The sequence below is a fragment of the Halomicroarcula saliterrae genome, from assembly GCF_031624395.1.
GTDB classification, from domain to species: Archaea; Halobacteriota; Halobacteria; order Halobacteriales; family Haloarculaceae; genus Haloarcula; species Haloarcula saliterrae.
The window spans coordinates 282,250-301,017 of record NZ_JAMQON010000005.1 but is presented as its reverse complement, the minus strand read 5'-3'; the positions used below and the strand labels follow the sequence as shown (position 1 = coordinate 301,017).

Annotated in this window: 14 protein-coding genes; 6 read left to right on the top strand and 8 right to left on the bottom strand. The window is 64.9% G+C overall.

What is annotated here, in order from left to right; genetic code table 11:
• Positions 1–254: 254 nt before the first annotated feature.
• The 4 genes from NDI56_RS17445 to NDI56_RS17430 all read right to left on the bottom strand — a co-directional run bounded on the left by NDI56_RS17445 (position 255) and on the right by NDI56_RS17430 (position 7,601).
• Positions 255–695 carry a universal stress protein gene (locus NDI56_RS17445; protein WP_310921074.1) on the bottom strand — a complete coding sequence of 147 codons (441 nt, stop codon included), beginning with the start codon at positions 693–695 and terminating at the stop codon, positions 255–257.
• Positions 696–782: 87 nt separating this feature from the next.
• Entirely contained in the window at positions 783–2,033 is a 1,251-nt protein-coding gene (gene ilvA / locus NDI56_RS17440) for a threonine ammonia-lyase (protein WP_310920972.1), read from the bottom strand.
• Between the two features lie 51 nt (positions 2,034–2,084).
• Positions 2,085–4,682 (bottom strand): GcvT family protein, encoded by a 2,598-nt coding sequence (locus tag NDI56_RS17435; protein WP_310920971.1) that lies wholly within the window; start codon positions 4,680–4,682, stop codon positions 2,085–2,087.
• Positions 4,683–4,922: 240 nt separating this feature from the next.
• Positions 4,923–7,601, bottom strand: coding sequence for a GcvT family protein (locus tag NDI56_RS17430; protein ID WP_310920970.1), 2,679 nt, complete (start codon positions 7,599–7,601; stop codon positions 4,923–4,925).
• Positions 7,602–7,815: 214 nt separating this feature from the next.
• Here NDI56_RS17430 and NDI56_RS17425 point away from each other — a divergent pair, with 214 nt between their 5' ends.
• The 5 genes from NDI56_RS17425 (at position 7,816) to NDI56_RS17405 (ending at position 12,292) form a co-directional block, all read left to right on the top strand.
• A complete protein-coding gene (locus tag NDI56_RS17425; RefSeq protein WP_310920968.1) occupies positions 7,816–8,235 on the top strand; it encodes a GlcG/HbpS family heme-binding protein in 420 nt (139 codons plus the stop codon).
• A gap of 200 nt (positions 8,236–8,435) precedes the next feature.
• Positions 8,436–9,386, top strand: a complete 951-nt coding sequence (locus NDI56_RS17420) for a succinylglutamate desuccinylase/aspartoacylase family protein (protein WP_310920967.1) — start codon at positions 8,436–8,438, stop codon at positions 9,384–9,386.
• A gap of 158 nt (positions 9,387–9,544) precedes the next feature.
• Entirely contained in the window at positions 9,545–10,720 is a 1,176-nt protein-coding gene (locus NDI56_RS17415; RefSeq protein ID WP_310920966.1) for a DUF8073 domain-containing protein, read from the top strand.
• 59 nt (positions 10,721–10,779) lie between these two features.
• Positions 10,780–11,640 carry a methylenetetrahydrofolate reductase gene (locus NDI56_RS17410; protein ID WP_310920965.1) on the top strand — a complete coding sequence of 287 codons (861 nt, stop codon included), beginning with the start codon at positions 10,780–10,782 and terminating at the stop codon, positions 11,638–11,640.
• Positions 11,641–11,878: 238 nt separating this feature from the next.
• Complete coding sequence (locus tag NDI56_RS17405; RefSeq protein WP_310920963.1) at positions 11,879–12,292, top strand: hypothetical protein; 414 nt, start codon at positions 11,879–11,881, stop codon at positions 12,290–12,292.
• A gap of 116 nt (positions 12,293–12,408) precedes the next feature.
• Here the strand turns inward: NDI56_RS17405 and NDI56_RS17400 are convergent, their stop codons facing one another.
• Positions 12,409–14,157 (bottom strand): BCCT family transporter, encoded by a 1,749-nt coding sequence (locus NDI56_RS17400; protein ID WP_310920961.1) that lies wholly within the window; start codon positions 14,155–14,157, stop codon positions 12,409–12,411.
• Positions 14,158–14,700: 543 nt separating this feature from the next.
• Here NDI56_RS17400 and glyA point away from each other — a divergent pair.
• A complete protein-coding gene (glyA, locus tag NDI56_RS17395; RefSeq protein WP_310920960.1) occupies positions 14,701–15,948 on the top strand; it encodes a serine hydroxymethyltransferase in 1,248 nt (415 codons plus the stop codon).
• Positions 15,949–15,981: 33 nt separating this feature from the next.
• Here glyA and NDI56_RS17390 read toward each other — a convergent pair whose 3' ends face one another.
• The 3 genes from NDI56_RS17390 to NDI56_RS17380 form a co-directional block, all read right to left on the bottom strand.
• The gene (locus NDI56_RS17390) at positions 15,982–16,362 is read right to left on the bottom strand and encodes a hypothetical protein (RefSeq protein ID WP_310920959.1); all 381 of its coding nucleotides are present in this window, start codon (positions 16,360–16,362) and stop codon (positions 15,982–15,984) included.
• A 104-nt stretch (positions 16,363–16,466) separates the two neighbouring features.
• Entirely contained in the window at positions 16,467–17,846 is a 1,380-nt protein-coding gene (locus NDI56_RS17385; protein ID WP_310920958.1) for an aminomethyltransferase family protein, read from the bottom strand.
• A gap of 106 nt (positions 17,847–17,952) precedes the next feature.
• The gene (locus NDI56_RS17380; RefSeq protein ID WP_310920957.1) at positions 17,953–18,441 is read right to left on the bottom strand and encodes a dihydrofolate reductase; all 489 of its coding nucleotides are present in this window, start codon (positions 18,439–18,441) and stop codon (positions 17,953–17,955) included.
• Between the last annotated feature and the right edge of the window lie 327 nt (positions 18,442–18,768).

Here is an 18,768-nt window from a genome sequence, read left to right as displayed (position 1 = left end):
CTCCTCACTCCGTCGGTGAGCGTGGCTGCACCGGCCTCGTTTCTCGCGCTGTGCGACGACGTGGTGCGCCTCGACGTTGCTGAGTTGTGCCGGTCCTCTCAACCGTGTTACACAAACTCACTCAATGCTTCTGGGCCACCTATATTAAACATTTCCTCGGCTTTCGGCCCGAACCCCGCTAAATCCACGTTTCGCACGCGATTTCGCCTAACGTATTAGATTCCAAAGGTGTCTCGTTTCGGCGGCTCGCCGCACTAGTCCTCACCACTCATGCGGTGCGTGATGACCGGGACAGTCGACGAGCGCACGACGCGGTCGGTGGTCCCCCCGAGCAGGTTCCCGACCTTGCCCCGGTAGGCCGACCCCATCACGACCACGTCCATCTCTTCCGACCTCGCGAAGTCGACGATTTCCTCGCTGGGTGAGCCGGTCCGCATGTGGCTCTCGAACCCGACGCCGTGGTCGGTTGCAATCTCCCGTAACGCCTGTAACTCCCGCTCGCCGTAGTCTCTGTAGTCTTCCCGCAAGTCTTCCTCGTCGTCGCGGAGCGCCATCGCCCGTGGAACGCCCGGAAGGTCGATGACGTAGAGTCCGTGGACCGTAGCGCCCAGTTCCGCCGCGAGCGCGATACCGTGTGTCGCACCTCTCTTCGCTTCCTTGCTCCCGTCGTACGGAATTAGCATCTGCTCGTACATGATGGACAATACACACGAACTTCACGGAAAGTAGTCAAATAGTTTTCCCCGCGTTCCGGGCGACCTCGGACGGTCGAGCGCCCGATGTTACCCGGGCACCCGGGCAGTTTTCTCGACGGGGTACTCGGCCGCGCGGACGGCGTCGATAATGGACCGGGCGTGGTCGGCACCACTCGTCTCGACGTTGAACACGAGGTAGGCCTCGCCGATATCGAGGTCGTCGACGGAGCGCTCGTGGCGGACGTCGTGGATGTTCGCGCCGTGGCTGGCGATGATACCCGATATCTCCTCCATCACGCCCGGGTGGTCGTCGATGCGGACCCGCAGGCTGAGGAGCTGCTGGCGCTCGGTCATCGCGTGGATGAGCACCTCCCGGAGCCGGCTCATATCGAGGTTCCCCCCGCACAGCAGCGGCATCACCGTCTCACCGGTCACGTCGAGGTCGTCGCTGAGAATCGCGGCGACGGACGCCGCGCCGGCCCCCTCGACCACCTGTTTGGCCCGCTCCATCAGGAGGAGGATCGCCCGCGCTATCTCGGTGTCCGTGACGGTCACGACCTCGTCGACGTTGGCCTGCATGATTCGCAGCGTCGTCTCGGAGATGCCGCCCGTCGCGATGCCGTCGGCGATCGTATCCACGTCGTCCAGCGTCACCGGTATCCCCTTGTCGAGGCTCTTGTGCATCGTTTCCGCCCCGGTGGCTTGGACACCGACGATACGGGTCTCCGGCGAGAGGTGCTTGAGCGCGGTCGAGACGCCGCTCATCAGGCCGCCGCCCCCGATGGGGACGACCACGGTGTCCACGTCGGGGTTGTCGTGGTACATCTCCGTGCCCAGCGTCCCCTGCCCCGCGATGATATCGTGGTCGTCGTAGGCGTGGACGAACTCGGCGTCGGTGTCCTCGGCGGCCGCCTTGGCCCGGCCCATCGTCTCCTGGAAGTCCTTGCCGACGAGTTCGACGGTCGCGCCGTAGCCACGGGTGGCTTCGACCTTCGCCTGTGGCGCGTCCCTCGGCATGAAGATGGTCGACTCGGCCCCGCACTTCGACGCGGCGAGCGCGACGCCCTGGGCGTGGTTGCCGGCACTGGCGGCGATGAACTCGCCGACGCCGCGGTCGACGTCCTGTCGGATCTTGTTGTAGGCCCCTCTGGTCTTGAACGACCCCGTCCACTGGAGGTGTTCCATCTTGAGGTACACCTCGCCGCCGACGAACTCGTCGAGTGACGAACTCCGCTCGACGGGCGTCTGCTTGACGACGGAGTCGTCGTCGAGTCGTTCTCGCGCGCGTTCGATGTCGGCGTACGTGACGGGCAGTTCTTGTGAGTCGCTCGTATTCATGTGTCTGGGTCGCTTTTCAACCGCGTTCGATAGGCTGGCTGTGCCGACTGCTCATCTGATTATCTTGTCCCGGCCGGGGTCGAACAGCGGTTCGTCCCGGATAGTCGCGTCGTAGGTCTCGCCCTCACACTGGACCTGTACCGACGTGCCGGCCTCGGCGTACTCGCTTGGAACGTACGTGTAGGCGATTGACTCGCCGATAGAGTAGCCGAAGTCGGCGGCCTGCACGTAGCCGATGGCCTCGCCGTCGTGTGGCTCCGCCGCACTGCTCGCGGAGCTCTGCTCCGCGGTGTCTTTCAACACGGGGCGACCACTCAGTACGATGTCCATCGAGTCGTCCAGGGTCAGCGGCGTGATGCGGTCGTCGATGCCATCGGCCTCGGCCTCCTGTAGCGCCTCCTTGCCGATGAACTCCGTGTCCATGTCGACGGCGAAGGGGAGACCGGCCTCCAGCGGGTTCGAGTCCGTGTCGATGTCGGTGCCCCAGAGCCGGTACCCTTTCTCCAACCGCATCGAACTCAGCGCGCCGCCGCCCATCGGCCGCACGTCGAGGTCCCGGCCTTCCTCCCAGAGGGTGTCCCAGAGCTTCTGTCCGTACTCGACGGGAGCCCACAGCTCCCAGCCCAGTTCGCCGACGTAGGACACCCGCAGGGCGACGACCGGCACTTCGCCGACGTATATCTGCTTGGCCCGGAAGTACGGGAAGTCGCTGTTGGTGATGTCCGCGTCCGTACAGCGCTGGAGCAGGAGCCGCGATTTCGGTCCCCAGAGCCCGATGGTCGTTTTGCCGCCCTCCTCGACGGTGACCGCGACGGTCTCGGGGGCGTGTTTCCGTAGCCAGTTGCCGTGAATCTGCGGGGAGTTGCCGCCGCCGGTGGTGACCATGAACTCGTCGTCGTCCAGTCGGACGACGGTGACGTCCGCGAGGATGCCGCCGCCCTCGTTCAGGAGTAGCGAGTACCGCACCTGCCCGACGTCTATCTCCACGTCGTTGCTGCAGACCCGCTGGAGGAACGACTCGGCATCGGCCCCCTCGACCATGATGGAGGAAAAGGTGGTCATGTCGAACATCGAGACGTTCTCGCGCGTGTGGAGATGTTCGGCCGCCTCGATGGGCGAGCGGTTGACCCCTTGCCAGCCGTCCTGCTCCGGAATCCGGTCGTCGTAGCGCTCGACGAGGTCGGCGTTGTACTCGTAGTACTGCGGGGACTCCCAGCCGCCGCTCTGGTAGAACTCGGCGCCCAGTTCCGTCTGCTGGTGGTAGAACGGGCTCGTCCGGAGCCTGCGGTGGTCGTCGGGCTGCCAGCGGGGCTCGACGATGCTGTAGACCTGCTGGTAGCGCGTGGCGCCTCTGTCGACGAAGAACTCCTTCTCGCCGGCGTGTGGCTCGAACCGCTGGACGTGGATGCCACCCGTCTCGACCGGCCCGGACGGCAGGCGCGGGACGCCCTTTTCCATCCACTCCGCGAGGATACGGCCGTAGCCGCCCGAGTGCGTCCACCAGATGGCCAGCCCGCTCCAGAGCCCGTCGACGGCGGCCGTCGGGCCGACCGCCGGCATCCCGTCTGGCGTGAAGACGAAGATACCGTTCTCCGTGACGGCGTACTCTCGGTCCTCGGTGGCCGGCAGCAGCTCGTCGAAGGCCTGCTTCGCCGACTTGTCGCGGTTTCGGTGGGTCGGCGTCGTCCAGTGTTCCTCGGTGAACCCACGGACCGAGGCCTGTCGCTCCTCGCTGTTCGTCCCCATCTCTTCGGGGTCGACCGAGAGCGTCTCGTGGTTGTACGACCCCATCCCCATCGCGTCGCCGTGGTTCCGGAAGTACAGCGAGTGGTCCTGGTCGCGACCCACCGGCTGGGTGGGCCCCTCACTCATGTACTCCGCGATATCGCGGTCGCCGGGCACGTCCAGCCCGGTCGTGTTGTCGCCGACGGAGCTCCCTTCGTCGGCCAGTTCCGCCATCGGCTCGGTGACGACGTACTGGTGCTCGACGGGCGCGATCGGGAGGTCGAGGCCCGCCAGCCGGCCGGTCTGGTACCCCCAGTTGTTCGTCGCCATCACGCAGCGGTCACAGTCGATTCGGCCCCGGTCGGTGACGACAGCCTGTATCTCGCCGCCCGCCACATCGAGGTCTGTCACCTCCGTCTCGCCGTAGAAGTCGGCGGTCGACTCCTCCATGTACCACTGCAAGGCGGCGATACCGTCGACGCGGCCGTCGGTCGGCGAGTAGTAGCCGCCCAGAATCTCTTCGGCGTCCACCATCGGGAGACTCTCAGTCACCTCCTCGGGAGCGAGTAGCTCCGGTCCGGGCAGCCCGTAGGCGGTGGCCCACTCGACCCGGCGCCGGAGGAAGTCCATGCGCTCCTCGCTGCGGGCGAGCTCGATGCCGCCCACCTCGTCGTAGACGCCCGCATCAGAGAGGAGCCGGCTCGTGTAGTGGGCGGCTTTGGTCTGTATCTTCGAGGGCGACGTCTGAAACATGATGCCCGGCGCGTGGACGGACGACCCGCCAGTGACCGGCAGCGGCCCCTGGTCGATGACCGTGACGTCCTCCGCGCCCAGTTCCGTCAGATGGTACGCGACGCTACATCCGACGGCACCGGCACCGATGACGACAGTATCCGCTCGTGATGGGAGAGCCTCTGTGCTCATAGTTCTCGTGTCAGAATCCTCCCGATACGATGTTAAATACACCGGTGGGACCGAAGAGTGTTGCAGTTTGACCGCCGGTAGAGGGCCTTATGGCGGGTTATATCGCCTTTTCGCACGAGCCGCTGTCTGAAACACACACCGCGAGAGTGACAGTCACGGACCGAACCACAAAATATCAAACAAAATACAGAACCGGGTCGGCTCTGGCCAGCCCTTTCGGCGCCGCGTTGCAGGTACCGGTCAGGCCACCAGCGGTTCCTCGCGCACGGTCGCGGCGTAGCGCTCGCCCTCGAAGAGGACTTCCACGTCGGTCCCCGGCTCGGCGTACTCCGACGGGAGGTAGGTGTAGGCGACGCAAGCGCCCGCAGTGTAGCCGTATTCGGCGCTGTGGACGTATCCGAGCGACTCGTCCCCGCCCGGAGCGAAGACGGGCCGGTCGTCGAGGATGGTCGCGTCCCCGTCGTCGAGCGTCAGGCAGGCGACCTGCTGGTCGGTGTAGACGCTGTCGTCTGCTCGCGCCCCGCCGTCGGACGCGCGCTGCTCGTCCGACGAGGCTCGCGGTCCGTCGGATCGCTCACCACCGTCGGCGGCCGCCGCCGTCTCCTCCCGGGCTGCCTGCAGCGCCGCTTTGCCGATGAACTCCGTGTCCATGTCGACCGCCCAGCCGAGGCCGGCCTCGAAGGGGGTGTGCTCCGTGTGGAGGTCCTCGCCCCACAGCCGGAACCCTTTCTCGATCCGCAGGGAGTCCAGCGCGCCGTTGCCGTACGGGCGGATGTCGTACTCGGCGCCGGCGTCCAGAACGTGCTCCCAGAGCCGTTCGCCGTACTCGGAGGGAGTGTACAGCTCCCACCCCAGTTCGCCGGCGTAGGAGACGCGCAGCGCCGTGACGGGGACGTTCTTCACGAAGAACTGCTGGCTCGTAAAGAACGGGAACGCGTCGTCCGAGAGGTCGACGTCGGTCACCTTCGAGAGGACGTTCCGGGCGTCGGGGCCGGTACAGACCATCGCCGCGAGGCTGGAGGTCACGTCGTTGACCACCACGCTGTCGGGGGACTGATGCCGGACCCACGCGACGTGGTTGTTCCCGACTTCGCGGCCGGTCGTCAGCAGCAGGTAGCGGCCCTCGTCCGTGCGGGTCACCGTGATGTCCGCGCGGACGCCGCCGCCCTCGTTACACATCAGCGTGTAGCGAACGTCGCCCACGTCGAGGTCCATATCGTTCGTACAGAGCCGCTGGACGAACTCGCCGGCCTCGCTGCCGACGACCTCCATCTTGTTGAACGAAGTCATATCGTGCAGGCCGACCTTGTTCCGGACGTGGAGCGCCTCCGCGCCTTCGAGGGGCGACCAGTAGACGCCCTCCCAGCCGTCACGGTCCGGAATCCGGTCGCCGTACTCCTCCAGCAGGTCGGCGTTGCTCTCGAACCACTGGGGCTCCTCCCAGCCGGCAGACGCCCACATCTCGGCGTCGTGCTCCCTGTGGGTGTGGTACATCGGCGTCCGCCGGATGTCCCGCTGCATGTCCTCCCACACCCACTTCGGGTGCATGATGTTGTAGACGATACGGTACTCTTCGGCGCCGATATCTCGGGCGAAGTCCCACGACCCCTCGTGTTCGTCGAACCGGTTGACGTTACACTGGGAGACGTCGATGGGGCCGTCCTCCAGCCGCGGAACGCCGTTCTCCATCCACTCGGCCATCGCCTTCATCGCGCCGCCGGCGTGGGTCACCCAGATGGCCGCAGCCGTCCAGAGCCCCTCGCATTTGCGGACGGGCCCCATCACGGGCAGACCGTTGGGCGACTCGGCGAACATCCCGTTGTACTTGTGTTCGAGTTCGGCGCCCTCGGTGGCGGGGACGAGTTCGTCGCTGGCCCGTCGCGGGGCCTTGTGCGGGCGGTCCGGGTGCGTCGCGGTGTCCATGTGGACGTCGGTGAACTCGTGGATCGACCCCTGCTCGCCGTCCGGGTCGTTGCCGCCGAGTTCCTTCGGGTCGGGGACGATGGGCTCGTGGTTGTACGAGCCGATGCCGTAGGAGTCCCCGTGGGTCCGGTAGTACATGGCGTTGTCCTGGTCACGGAGGATGGGGCGGTCGGGACCGACGAGCAACCGTTTCGCCTTCTCTCCGGAGACGTTCTCGTAGTTCTCGAACAGCGGGTGGTCGGTGATATCGACCGCGCTGTCTTCCATCTCCGAGAGCGATTCTGTCATCGTGTACTGGTGTTCCACCGGTGTCACCGGGAGGTGGACGTCCAGTTTCTCGCCGAGCTGTCGCGCCCAGATGTTCGTCGCGACGACGACCTCCTCACAGTCGATGGTCCCGTTCTCGGTGACGACCGCCCGGACCGAAGCGTCCTCGACTTCGACGTCTTCGGTGCGCGTGTGCGGGACGAACTCGGCGCCTCTTTCCATCGCCTCGCGAGCCAGCGCGTCACAGGCGACGACGCCGGATACCTGACCGTCCGTCGGCGAGTAGTACCCTCCGAGAATCCGGCTCTCGTCGACGAGCGGCAGGTGGTCGGTGACCTCTTCGGGTGAGAGCAGTTGCGGGTCCTCGATGCCCCAGGCGTTCGCGTGTTCGACCCTGCGCTGGAGAAACGCCATCCGCTCCTCGCTGCGGGCGACCTCGATACCCCCGACTTCGTTGTAGGCCTGCTGCCCGTCGGCTCCCTCGAGTTCGGAGTAGAGCTTCCGGCTGTAGTCCGCGAACTGGCTGAGTTCTTTCGGCTCCGCCGTCTGGAACATGATGCCCGGCGCGTGGGTCGACGACCCGCCGGTCGTCGGCATCGGCCCCTGGTCGACGACGACCACGTCCTCGCGCCCCAGTTGCGTCAGCTGATACGCGAGGTTGCAGCCGACGATACCAGCGCCGACGATGACCGTATCGGCCTGATTCGGCACGCTATCGGTTGTCTCCATGAGTATGCGTCGAAATCGCTCTGGCGGCCCCAAATAAGTATCGCCTGTACTGACGTACTGTCTCGAAATGCAATACAAATGTCAGTTAGAGTTTGGGATAACAGAGCTAGTGGTGTGAACCAAAACGACTGACCGTCACTTACGAGGGCCAACAGCCAGAAACCGCGAACTACCGGGAAAATAATATATATTTGACGTGAGTCCGACGACCCAGATGGTTCGATCCATTCAACTCCAGACAGCTACGGAACTCGTCGATGCCGCCGAGTCGAAGGCCGAGGACATCGACAATCCGATGGTCATCACGGTCGCGAACAGCGAAGGGAACCTCGTGGCGCAGCACCGCATGGACGGCGCGTGGCTCGCTTCTGTCAGCATCTCCCGAAACAAGGCGTACACGGCGGCTGCTCTGGAGATGCCCACACACGAACTCGCCGAGCCCTCGAAGCCCGGGAACTCGCTGTACGGACTCCAGACGACCGACGAAGGCCGCATCGTCATCTTCGGCGGTGGCTATCCGCTCGAACGCGACGGAGAGATCGTCGGGACCATCGGGGTCTCGGGTGGCGCCGTCGAACAGGACCGCGAGGTCGCCGAGGCCGGCGTCGAGCGCTGGCACGAACTGACCGATTGACGCTCACTGCTCCGCGAGGCGAGCGTTCGTCCCGCAAATCGGCAGGCTACGCTGCTCTCGGGCCCGGCTCCCGCTCGGCGACGATGTCTAGCAGCGCCGTCTCCAGTGGCCCACCGTGGCCCATGTCCTCCTCGGCGTCGACGCCGCGGCCGATAGGTCCTCTTCCGGGCCTTTTTGCCGTCGGCGAACCGGAACCAGATATGGAGTACGAGGAGGTCACGCACACGGCGACCGACCGCACCCTCGGCCGTCTGCCGTCGGGTGGCGACGTCACCGTCACCGTCCACCGGTACGCTGGCGGACCCGGCCCGACCGTGTACGTCCAGGCCGCCCAGCACGGCATCGAACTCAACGGTCCGGCGGCGCTCCGACGCCTCCACGGCCGACTGGTCGACGCCGCAATCGCGGGGACCGTCGTCGTCGTCCCAGTCGTGAACCCGCTGGCGTTCGACCAGCGGACGTACATGACGCCACCGGAGTACGACGCGACGAATCCGAACCTGAATCGGGTCTGGCCGGGCGACGACGAGGGCAGCCTGCAGGAGCGACTGGCCGCGGCGCTCTGGCCGCTCGTGGCCGAGGCCGACGCGGTCGTCGACCTCCACACCGGCACGGCGGACATGCTCGAACACGTACGATACCGTGCCGACCGGCCGGCGGCCCGACGACTCGGCGAAGCGTTCGGTACCGACTACCTTCTGAGCGACGACCCCGAGGACGACGGGACGCCGAGCGGGACGTTCCGGGCTGCGGCGGCACGCGAGGGCATCCCGGCAATCACAGCGGAACTCGCCAACAGCCGACAGATCGCCCCCGAAGCCGTCACGGTGGGTGTCGAGGGGATTCTGGACGTACTCCGCGAGGTGGACGTTCTGCAGGGTCGGCCGACTCACTCGCCGGACCAGACCCGCCTCTACGACGACTCGGAGGCGACCGTCGCAACCGCCGCTGGGCTGTTCGAGCTCCACCCCGACATCGGGGTCGGCGACCACGTCGAGAGCGGCGACGAACTGGGGGCTGTGTACAACCCGTCGACGTTCGAGCGGCGCCAGACCGTCACGGCGGTCGACGGTGGCGTCGCCTATTCGGTGAGCCGCGAAGCCGTAGTGGTGGCAGGCGAGCCCCTCGTCAGCGTCGCCCGCCCCGTCTGAGTGGCACTGCGTCGGGAGTCCCGGGCCACACCGATTTCGAGCCGCCGCTATCCGGCTACAATCGACGCAGCTCCCGCCGAGCGGCCGCACTTTTGAATGGGTTGAGTATACCTCACACACCCCTATCCGGCCGTTCTGTGTCATCAATAAACATTACTATGGGATTACAACACGCGTTCGGTGTTCTCTCACAGGTCGTCGAACAGGTCGAACGCCGGGGCCGGTCGGTCCGTGACGTAGAGGCCACCACCGACTCGGATACCGCTGGCGCGCTGGCCGTCAGTATGACGATGCCGGTCTCGCTCTGTGCGGCCTCGAACGGGACGCTCGACTCGTCGTTCACGCTAGAACGTGCCTCTCTGTCCGAGAGCGGCGGTATCACCGTCACTTTGTCCGCCACAGACCTGCTTCCCGAGCTATCGACGGCCGAGACGGTCAGCGACATCGACGAACAGGGCGTTCACGTCGACGACGGGGACCTGCTCGTGACAGTCGGATTCCGTATTGCTCCCGACTCGTCGGCGGCGGCAGCGACAACTACCGGCGACGGGGCACCCGACGAGGAGCAGTCTCGTGACCCGAGTGGTGCGGGCACGGATGCAGCCGCGGGTGAGAACAGCGACACGCTGGCCGCCCGACTCCTGGCAGCCCGGGCGGACGACGTGTCAGCCGACAACGTCGCGCTCGACGACGAGCAGTCGCGTGACGCCAGCGGCGAGGACGCAGAACCGAGAGACGACAGCGGCGATGACGGCCTGACTGCCCGTCTCGCGGCGGTTCGAACGGACGACGTGCCGGCCTACGAAGACACCGACTACCTCCGGCTCCTCTACGAGTCGTGTGGCACGTTTACCGATATGAGCGACCGAATCGAGATGGACGTCGCCGCGGAGACGGTGCGACGCTACATGATCGAGGCCGACATCCACAGTCCCAAGTCCTACGACACGACCGCTCACGACGACTGCGACGACGACACCAGTTCGGTTGCTGGCGACTCGGAGGCGGCGTTCGAGGGAGCCGGTTCCGGACCGTCGCCGACCGCCACCGAGGACATCCCGGAGGAGCAGTTCGTCACGGACGGTATCGGCTTGCCGGACGGGGTGACCGTGGAAGACATCGTCGACGCTGTCGTCGATGCGACGGCCGTCTACGAGGTCCAGCGCTCGCTCGGTCTCGGCCACGGGCAGACTCGCGACCTCCTCAGACAGCTCAACGTCCTCGACCTCGTGTTACACCGCATCGACGACCGACCACACGGGGTTTCGAAGGACGACGTCGTCCAGCGAATCCGGCAGTGTGATGCCGGGGCTGCCTGCCCCTCCCCCACATAAACGGGTGACCAGTCCCACCCACAAACAAAAGTGGTTCCACTGCCATCGTTCTGTCATAAATGTCTCTGAAATCACGCATCTCCGGGGACCAGGAGGGCGTCGAGACGCTCCTCAGGAACGCGCGGTTCGAACTGATGCCGTTCGACAGCTTCGACGAGGAAATCGAGCACCTCCCGGCGGACGCGACCATCGCGATAACGACGTCCCCGCAGCTGGGTATCGAGCGGACCGTCGAGAAGACCGAGTTGGCCATCGAGGAGGGCTTCGAGGTCGTTCCCCACGTCGCCGCCCGGTACGTCGAGGACCGGGAACACCTCGAAGAGATCGCCCGGCGGCTCACCGAGGCCGGCGTCACCGACATCTTCGTCCCGGGCGGCGACCGCGAGGAACCGGTCGGGGAGTTCGAGTCGGCGTACGACTTCCTCACGACGCTCGACGAGATGGAGTACGAGTTCGAGGACGTCGGTATCACTGGCTACCCCGAGGGCCACGAGTTCCTCGACGAAGAGACGCTCGCGGAGTCCATGCGGAAGAAAGAGCCCTACGCGACCTACATCGTCACGCAACTGTGCTACGACCCCGAGGCCGTCCTGGAGTGGATCGAGGACATCCGGGCGCGTGGCGTCGACCTCCCCGTCGAAATCGGCATCCCCGGCGTGATGAAGTACCAGCGGTTGATGCAGATATCCCAGAAGGTCGGCGTCGGTGACTCCGTCAAGTTCCTGAAGAAGACGACCGGTATCCTCGGGTTCGTCAAGCAACTCATCGGCTCCAGAGGGTCCTACGAGCCCGACGACCTCGTCGACGGGTTGGGCCCCTACGCCGACGACGAGGCGTACGGCATCCGCGGCATCCACATCTACACGTTCAATCAGACGCCCGATACCGAGAGCTGGCGGCGCGGCCGTCTGCCATCCTGAACTGCCGGCTGGCCCTGGTGCGACCCAAACCTACCGAGAGATCCCGGCGGGCGTGATGGATACAGGCGTGAACCGGCCACCGGCGAGGTGTTCACCGTGGCTCGAAGACCTGTACCGGCCAGTCGGTCTCGTCGTCGACGGCGCGACTGTTGCAGGCGTAGCAGGCCGCCCGCAGCGCCGTGCCCCTCGACCCGCTCGGCGGGGCGGTGATTATTGCGTGTCAGTGTCTACACCGTGTATGGCACCAGTACCGATAGCAATGCAGTGGTTGCGCGGTTTCTGGGAGTATTACCGGGGATACACCCGTTCCGCAGTCCATGCCGCTGCAGCGGCGGCGCTTACCATCTTTGGGTTGCTTATCTTTATCGACCCGATATTTGCAGTCCTGGCGATTGGCTCGTATATCTTCCCGCCGATTGTTCTGTACGTCTTCGGCACTGACGTCGGGACAGACTCGAAGCAACCTGACCTGATCGCCGCCAGTGCCGGCTCTGACACGGGCTCGCACAGCGGTTCTGGTGGCGACTCGGATAGCGATAACGGGGACACTGATTCAGACAGTGATGACGGAGACACAGATTCGGATACGGACGGTACTGACACTGATTCGGATACGGACGGTACTGACACAGATACCGATACCGATGGGTAGCCGCTCTTCGTCTCCCGGTTTCCGAACCACCGTGGCTGTCGCAGACCACTTATCCTGCTCGTTCCTGCGCTCCCATCGATAGTCGGCACATCGAGCGATGAGAAGCCGGAGGTGTGTTAGTCATCGCCGGGTGAGGCTTCGCCGTCGTCGGCTCTGGTTACGACGATGCCGTCGTCTTCGACCACGACGGTTCCACTGTCGTCAAGCCGTTCCATCCACTCGGCGAACGCGTCGGACTCCATGATTCGGAGCTCGTTCGACAGTCCCACGTAGACCGTGTAACACATCAACAGCAGGACGAACGTGAGGGGAAGCCCGGCGGTGATCGAGGCGGTCTGGAGCGCCTCCAGCCCCCCGCCGATCAGCAGGACGGCGGCGATGACACCCTCGATGACCGCCCAGAATATCCGCTGGGCGGCCGGCACGTCGTGTTTCCCCCCGGACGTCAGATGGTCGATCACGAGCGACCCCGAATCCGAGGAGGTGACGAAGAAGGTGACCACGAGGACGACCGCCAGCAGCGACAGCGGGACCGACAGCGGGTAGAACGAGAACATCTCGTAGATAGCGGTCGCGACGTCGGCGTTCACCGCGGCGACGAGCGAACCGCCCGTCTCCAGTTCGACGAACAGCGCCGCCCCGCCGAACGTGGACATCCAGAAGAAGGAAAACAGCGTCGGCACAAGGAGGACGCCGAGCACGAACTCCCGGACGGTCCTGCCCTTGGAGATACGGGCGATGAACATCCCGACGAACGGCGACCAGGAGATCCACCACCCCCAGTAGAAGATCGTCCAGCCGCTCTGCCAGGTGGTCCCGCCGCCGGTCTGGCTCCAGAACGACAACTCCGGCAGGACGCCGATATAAGTGCCGAGACTCGTGACAAAATTGGCGAGAACGTACAGCGTCGGGCCGACGATGAGCATCGCCCCCAGGAGTGTCACCATGAGATAGACGTTGAACTCGCTGAGTCGCCGCACGCCGCCGTCGAGCCCAGCGGCCACCGACAGCGTCGCAATGGCCGTGATGATCCCGATCAGTACAACCTGAATCCACACCGACTGCGGGACGGTCGTCGAGAGGAACTGCCCCGAGAGCGTCGTGAGGCCGGCGTTGATCTGCTGGACGCCGATACCGAGCGAGGTCGAGAGCCCGAACAGCGTCGCGATGACCGAGAGGATGTCGATGACGTGGCCTGGCCAGCCGTAGATGCGCTCGCCCAGCAGGGGCCAGAATATCGAGCGGAAGGTAAGCGGCAGGCCGCGGTTGAACGAAAAGAACGCCAGGCCGAGGCCGACGAGGCCGTAGACGGCCCACGGGTGGATGCCCCAGTGGAAGAACGTGGTCGCCATCGCGACCCCGCTGGCCGCGGCGCTCCCGTCCTGAACGCCGTCGAAGAAGGGGGGTACGGACCCGAAATGAAAGATCGGTTCGGCCACGCTGAAGAACATGAGCCCGATGCCCATGCCGGCGCTGAACAGCATCGCGACCCAGGAGAAGTCGGAGAACTCCTTTTCGGCCTCGACGCCCCCGAGCCGGATCGACCCGTACTTGCCGAGTGCGAAGTACAGAATGACCACGATGAAGACGTTCACCGAGAGGATGTAGAACCAGCCTGCGACGGCGGAAATACCGGTCTGAATCGCGGTGAACGCCCCCGCAGCCTGCGACCGAAAGACCAGCGTGAGCCCGATGAAGAGCGCGATTACCAGACAGGAGAGAGGGAACACCCGTGAATGCACGTCGAATCCGAAGGCCTGGACGTTCCTGTCCCCGGTTTCCCGGTCGGTATCCGGATGGAACAGTTCGACCTGGAGCCCTTCTGAAGTCTCCCCGACGACTTTGTCGTCGTCACCCGCGGACATCGACCCGTTTCTCCGGAGCGAATTGTCGCCCAGAACACTCTCGTCTACCCGGGTCGCGTCGACTGCGGACTCCGTCCCCGGTATCGAGTGTCGTCGACTGGTCCGAACGGCTACCCGTGCTGGCTGGGCGAGTCCGGAGATGCTTGTTAACACAGACCATAGGCAATCTTGTTGGCAAATTGATAATAGTCTTTCGCCGAGCGACTGTCGTGACTCTATCTGTCTCGCCCGTGTCCCGCGTCTCGGTGGATTTGGACGAAGAGAAGCGGCCAATGATTCGGCTGGAGAATAGCGGATACTCTGGGCAGCCCCGCTGACTACATCTGCTGTACGTAGCAGGCAGTTCGCAGTAACCGCTGAAGATTTCGACAGGGCCTGCCGGCTGTCTCACTACGGCCGATTTCAGCGTCCGGGGAGAGCATCTCCGTCGAGCCGACTGTCTGGCCTGTCCGTTCGCGACGCCCGGACCGACACAACATATAGAATCATCTATATCTTGTGCCGACGGCCAAATTATTCCGTCTTCGCTTCGGGCTAGCGAGTATGAGGTACGAGCGCATCCGCGAGGTCGACCCGGCGATCGCCGACGCACTCGACGGCGAGCGAGCGCGCCAGAACGACACGCTGGCGATGATCGCCTCGGAGAACCACGTCTCCGAGGCGGTTATGGAGGCCCAGAGCTCCGAACTCACGAACAAGTACGCCGAGGGCTACCCTGGCGAACGCTACTACGGCGGCTGTGAGTACGCCGACGCGGTCGAACGTGTCGCTATCGAGCGCGCCACTGAGCTGTGGGGCGCCGACCACGTCAACGTCCAGCCCCACTCGGGCTCACAGGCCAACATGGGTGTCTATCTGGCGATGCTGGAGCCGGGCGATAAGATACTCTCGCTGGACCTGACCCACGGCGGCCACCTCTCGCACGGGCACCCGGCGAACTTCGCCGGGCAGGTGTACGAGGTCGAGCAGTACGAGGTCGACCCGGCGACCGGCTACGTCGACTACGAGGGACTTCGCAAGCACGCCGAGCAGTACGAGCCAGACATCGTCGTCTCGGGCTACTCGGCGTACCCCCGGGAAGTCGACTTCGAGCGGATTCAGGCGGCCGCCGACGCCGCCGGCGCCTACCACCTCGCCGACATCGCTCACATAACCGGGCTGGTGGCAGCGGGCGTCCACGAGTCACCGGTCGGCGTCGCGGACTTCGTCACCGGTTCGACCCACAAGACGATCCGCGCCGGTCGGGGCGGCATCATCATGTGCGACGACGAGTACGCCGACGACATCGACTCGGCCGTCTTCCCCGGGGCACAGGGCGGTCCCCTGATGCACAACGTCGCCGGCAAGGCCGTCGGCTTCAAGGAGGCCCTCGAACCCGAGTTCGAGGCCTATGCTCGACAGACCGTCGACAACGCCGTCGCGCTGGGTGACCGTCTACAGGAGCACGGCCTCGACCTGGTCTCGGGCGGCACCGACAACCACCTCGTGCTCGTCGACCTCCGGCCGTCCCACCCCGATACCACCGGTAAGGACGTCGAGGAGGGGCTCGAAGCGGCGGGCATCGTGCTGAACGCCAACACCGTCCCCGGCGAGACCCGCTCGGCGTTCAACCCCTCGGGCATCCGCGCCGGCACGCCCGCACTCACGACGCGGGGCTTCGACGAGGACGCCTGTCGCGAGGTCGCCGACTGCATCTACGAGGTCGTCGAAGCGCCCCACGACGAGGACGTCGTCGAGGGCGTCGCCGACCGCGTGGACCGGCTGACCGACGAGTTCGCCCTCTACGACTGACCGGGTCTCGACGCGGCCCTCGCTTCCGCTGACTCATTCTTCGACCACGTACGACCCGAAATCTTCGACGCTGCCGACCGGCGGGGCACCGAACGCCAGCCAGACGTGGCGGTCGTCGGTGTGGTTGCAGAGGTTCCGCACCGTGTCCGGGTGGACGCGGACGACGCCGCCGGCCGGGACGTCGTGGACGTCGCCCTCGATGGAAATCTGGCCGTCCGTCAGCGCGGCGAACACTTCCTCTTGCCCCTCGTGGGTGTGTGGCGTCGTCACCTCGTCCGGTTCGACGAGCACCTGGTTTACGCGCATCTCGGTACAGCCGAGGCGCTCGGTCAGTTTTCGGACGGCCGTCTCGCAGGTCTGGAACTCCTCGGGCCGGACTGTCGTCGGGTCGACGACGGCGAAGCTGTCGGTCACACGCGACAGGTGACCGTCGAGTGACTTGGTTCTGGGGGGCGCGCAGAAAGAATCGTCACGGGCGTGACGGAGACCGCATGAGTGACCGGTTCGGCCGAACGTCCTCAGTCGCTACTGCTCTCGGCCTCCCGCCTGGCGTTGAGCTTCGCCTGCTCGCGGGCGCTCGGGTTGACGGACTCCTTGAACGGCACCTTCGCGACCGTCGCGAACACCGGCTCGCCTTCCTCTTCGGCGTACTCGTCGGGGAGGTGGACCTGAAACTCCAGGTCGAGTTCTTCGTCGTAGATCTCGTCGTTGAGCGGCGTGTCCGTCACTTCCTGGATCTTGTCGGCCGGGACGAAGCCCATGCCGATGTTGGTCTCCAGGTCGGGGTTCCACCACGGCGAGGTGAGGTAGCCACACTCCTCGCCCGTGTCGGGGTCGGAGATGATCCAGAAGTCCGGCGCGTAGTCCCGGATCGGCTCGCCGGCCATCTTCAGGCCGATGAGCTTGCGCTCGAACGGGTAGTTGCCGTTCTCGATCTGCTCTTTCTGCTCTTCGAGCGCCTCCTCGCCGATGTAGTCGGCTTCCTTGTCGTCGGGCACCTGATAACCGAGGTTGACCTGGAACGGGGAGGTCTCGTGGTCCAGGTCTTGCCCCCAGGACATGATACCGGCGGCGATGCGGCGGTGGTGACCCGGCGCGATCTGGCGGCCGCCATGGTCCTTGACGCTCGCCATGACGGGGTCCCAGACACGCTCGGCGTACTTCGAGGCTTCCTCGACGTAGATCTCGAAGCCCTCCTCGCCGGAGAAGCCGGTCTGGCTGATGAGCACGTCGACGCCGTCGATCTCTGCCTCCATCAGGCCGTAGTAGGGGATGTCTTCGACCTCTTCGCCGACGACGTCGACCATCACGTCCAGCGCCTTCGGCCCCTGAATCTGCATCGGCGCGACGTCGATTTCGTCGATTTCGACGTCGAAGTCGTTGTCGACGTTGACGCCCTGAAGCCACTGCATCAGCGTCGAGTCGGAGATGGAGAACCAGAACTCGTCCTCCTCGGGACGCAGCAGGACTGGGTCGTTGAGCACGCCGCCGTCCTCGTTGCAGAGGATGACGTACTTCCCGTCCATCGCGTCCATACCTGTCACGTCGCGGGTGACGACGTAGTTCGTCAGCGCCTCGGCGTCGGGGCCCTTCACGCGGATCTGGCGCTCGACGGCGACGTCCCAGAGCGTGACGGCGTTGGTCAACGCGTCGTACTCCTTCATCACGCCGCCGTCCTCTGGTTCGATGAGACCGCGGGGGTGGTAGAGTCGGTTGTAGACGGTGGCGCGCCACGCTCCCTCCTCGTTGAACGACTTGTGGAAGAACGGTGACTTTCGGACGCGAGTCGAGACGAGCATCTCGATGCCCGGGTCGCCGGTCTGGCGCAGGTTGCGTGGCACCGTCCGGTCAGACTGATCGATACTGGGGTGGTTGGGATGTTCCTCGTTCCCTGACATACTTGTAAATAATATCAACAGTCTTTAATAAATGATAGCCCGGATAACGACTCCCCTTTTTCACAGGGTCCCAATGCGGGCCCGTGACGCCGTGAGTAGTCTGTGCTTATCCCTGATTGGGCACGTATCTGACGATGTCGAACAGGTCGTACCGCTCGCGCTCGGCCACCCGCCACCGGTCCCAGTCTACGGTCGGGAAGGTGGTGTCGCCCTCGTAGGGCTCGTCCAGTTCCGTCAAGACGAGTTCGTCGGCCTCGGGGAGGAACTGGCGGTAGACCGACCCGCCGCCGACGACGTAGGCGGTCTCCGCGTCGTGTGCCCGGACCGCCTCCAGCGCCTCCGACAGGGAGGAGACAGCGGTTACGGTGTCGGACAGGCTCTCCGGTCGACTGGTCAGCACGATACTCTGCCGGTCCGGGAGTGGACCGCCGAGGTCCGCCGCGATGGATTCGAAGGTCCGCCGTCCCATGACGACCGGGTGGCCGACGGTCGTCTCCCGGAAGTGCGCGAGGTCTTCGGGATAGTGCCACGGCATCTCCCGATCGGCACCGATGACCCCGTTTGCGGCGACGGCAGCCACGAGCGAGAGTCGCATCACGTGGTAGATGGACTCTCGCCCCGTGTCAGTCTTTCGCCCCCCTCTGGACAGCGCACCGAGCGGTTCGGGGACCGTCGACAGGAGCACGACGAATCGTAACCACTCTCACGGACAGCCTGAATCGATACAATCAGGGTACTACCCCGAGAAAATACCACATCGAGCTGTAAATAGTGTTAGATTGAACGTAAACGGCCGAATTACGAGCGGGATATATCTGGAACCACGTTATACTGGCGTGAATCGAAAAATATAGATACAAACCGACGATCATCACGATTATTCTCGTCATAAAACGGTGCGAACGGACGCGAATTCGGTCTG

What these genes read in the sequence shown, in the direction of transcription:
- NDI56_RS17380 (WP_310920957.1), bottom strand. Translation starts at nt 18,441, where the DNA reads ATGCGACTCTCGCTCGTGGCTGCCGTCGCCGCAAACGGGGTCATCGGT.
- NDI56_RS17410 (WP_310920965.1), top strand. Translation starts at nt 10,780, where the DNA reads ATGTCTCTGAAATCACGCATCTCCGGGGACCAGGAGGGCGTCGAGACG.
- NDI56_RS17445 (WP_310921074.1), bottom strand. Translation starts at nt 695, where the DNA reads ATGTACGAGCAGATGCTAATTCCGTACGACGGGAGCAAGGAAGCGAAG.
- ilvA (WP_310920972.1), bottom strand. Translation starts at nt 2,033, where the DNA reads ATGAATACGAGCGACTCACAAGAACTGCCCGTCACGTACGCCGACATC.
- glyA (WP_310920960.1), top strand. Translation starts at nt 14,701, where the DNA reads ATGAGGTACGAGCGCATCCGCGAGGTCGACCCGGCGATCGCCGACGCA.
- NDI56_RS17405 (WP_310920963.1), top strand. Translation starts at nt 11,879, where the DNA reads ATGGCACCAGTACCGATAGCAATGCAGTGGTTGCGCGGTTTCTGGGAG.
- NDI56_RS17430 (WP_310920970.1), bottom strand. Translation starts at nt 7,601, where the DNA reads ATGGAGACAACCGATAGCGTGCCGAATCAGGCCGATACGGTCATCGTC.
- NDI56_RS17420 (WP_310920967.1), top strand. Translation starts at nt 8,436, where the DNA reads ATGGAGTACGAGGAGGTCACGCACACGGCGACCGACCGCACCCTCGGC.
- NDI56_RS17415 (WP_310920966.1), top strand. Translation starts at nt 9,545, where the DNA reads ATGGGATTACAACACGCGTTCGGTGTTCTCTCACAGGTCGTCGAACAG.
- NDI56_RS17385 (WP_310920958.1), bottom strand. Translation starts at nt 17,846, where the DNA reads ATGTCAGGGAACGAGGAACATCCCAACCACCCCAGTATCGATCAGTCT.
- NDI56_RS17435 (WP_310920971.1), bottom strand. Translation starts at nt 4,682, where the DNA reads ATGAGCACAGAGGCTCTCCCATCACGAGCGGATACTGTCGTCATCGGT.
- NDI56_RS17400 (WP_310920961.1), bottom strand. Translation starts at nt 14,157, where the DNA reads ATGTCCGCGGGTGACGACGACAAAGTCGTCGGGGAGACTTCAGAAGGG.
- NDI56_RS17425 (WP_310920968.1), top strand. Translation starts at nt 7,816, where the DNA reads ATGGTTCGATCCATTCAACTCCAGACAGCTACGGAACTCGTCGATGCC.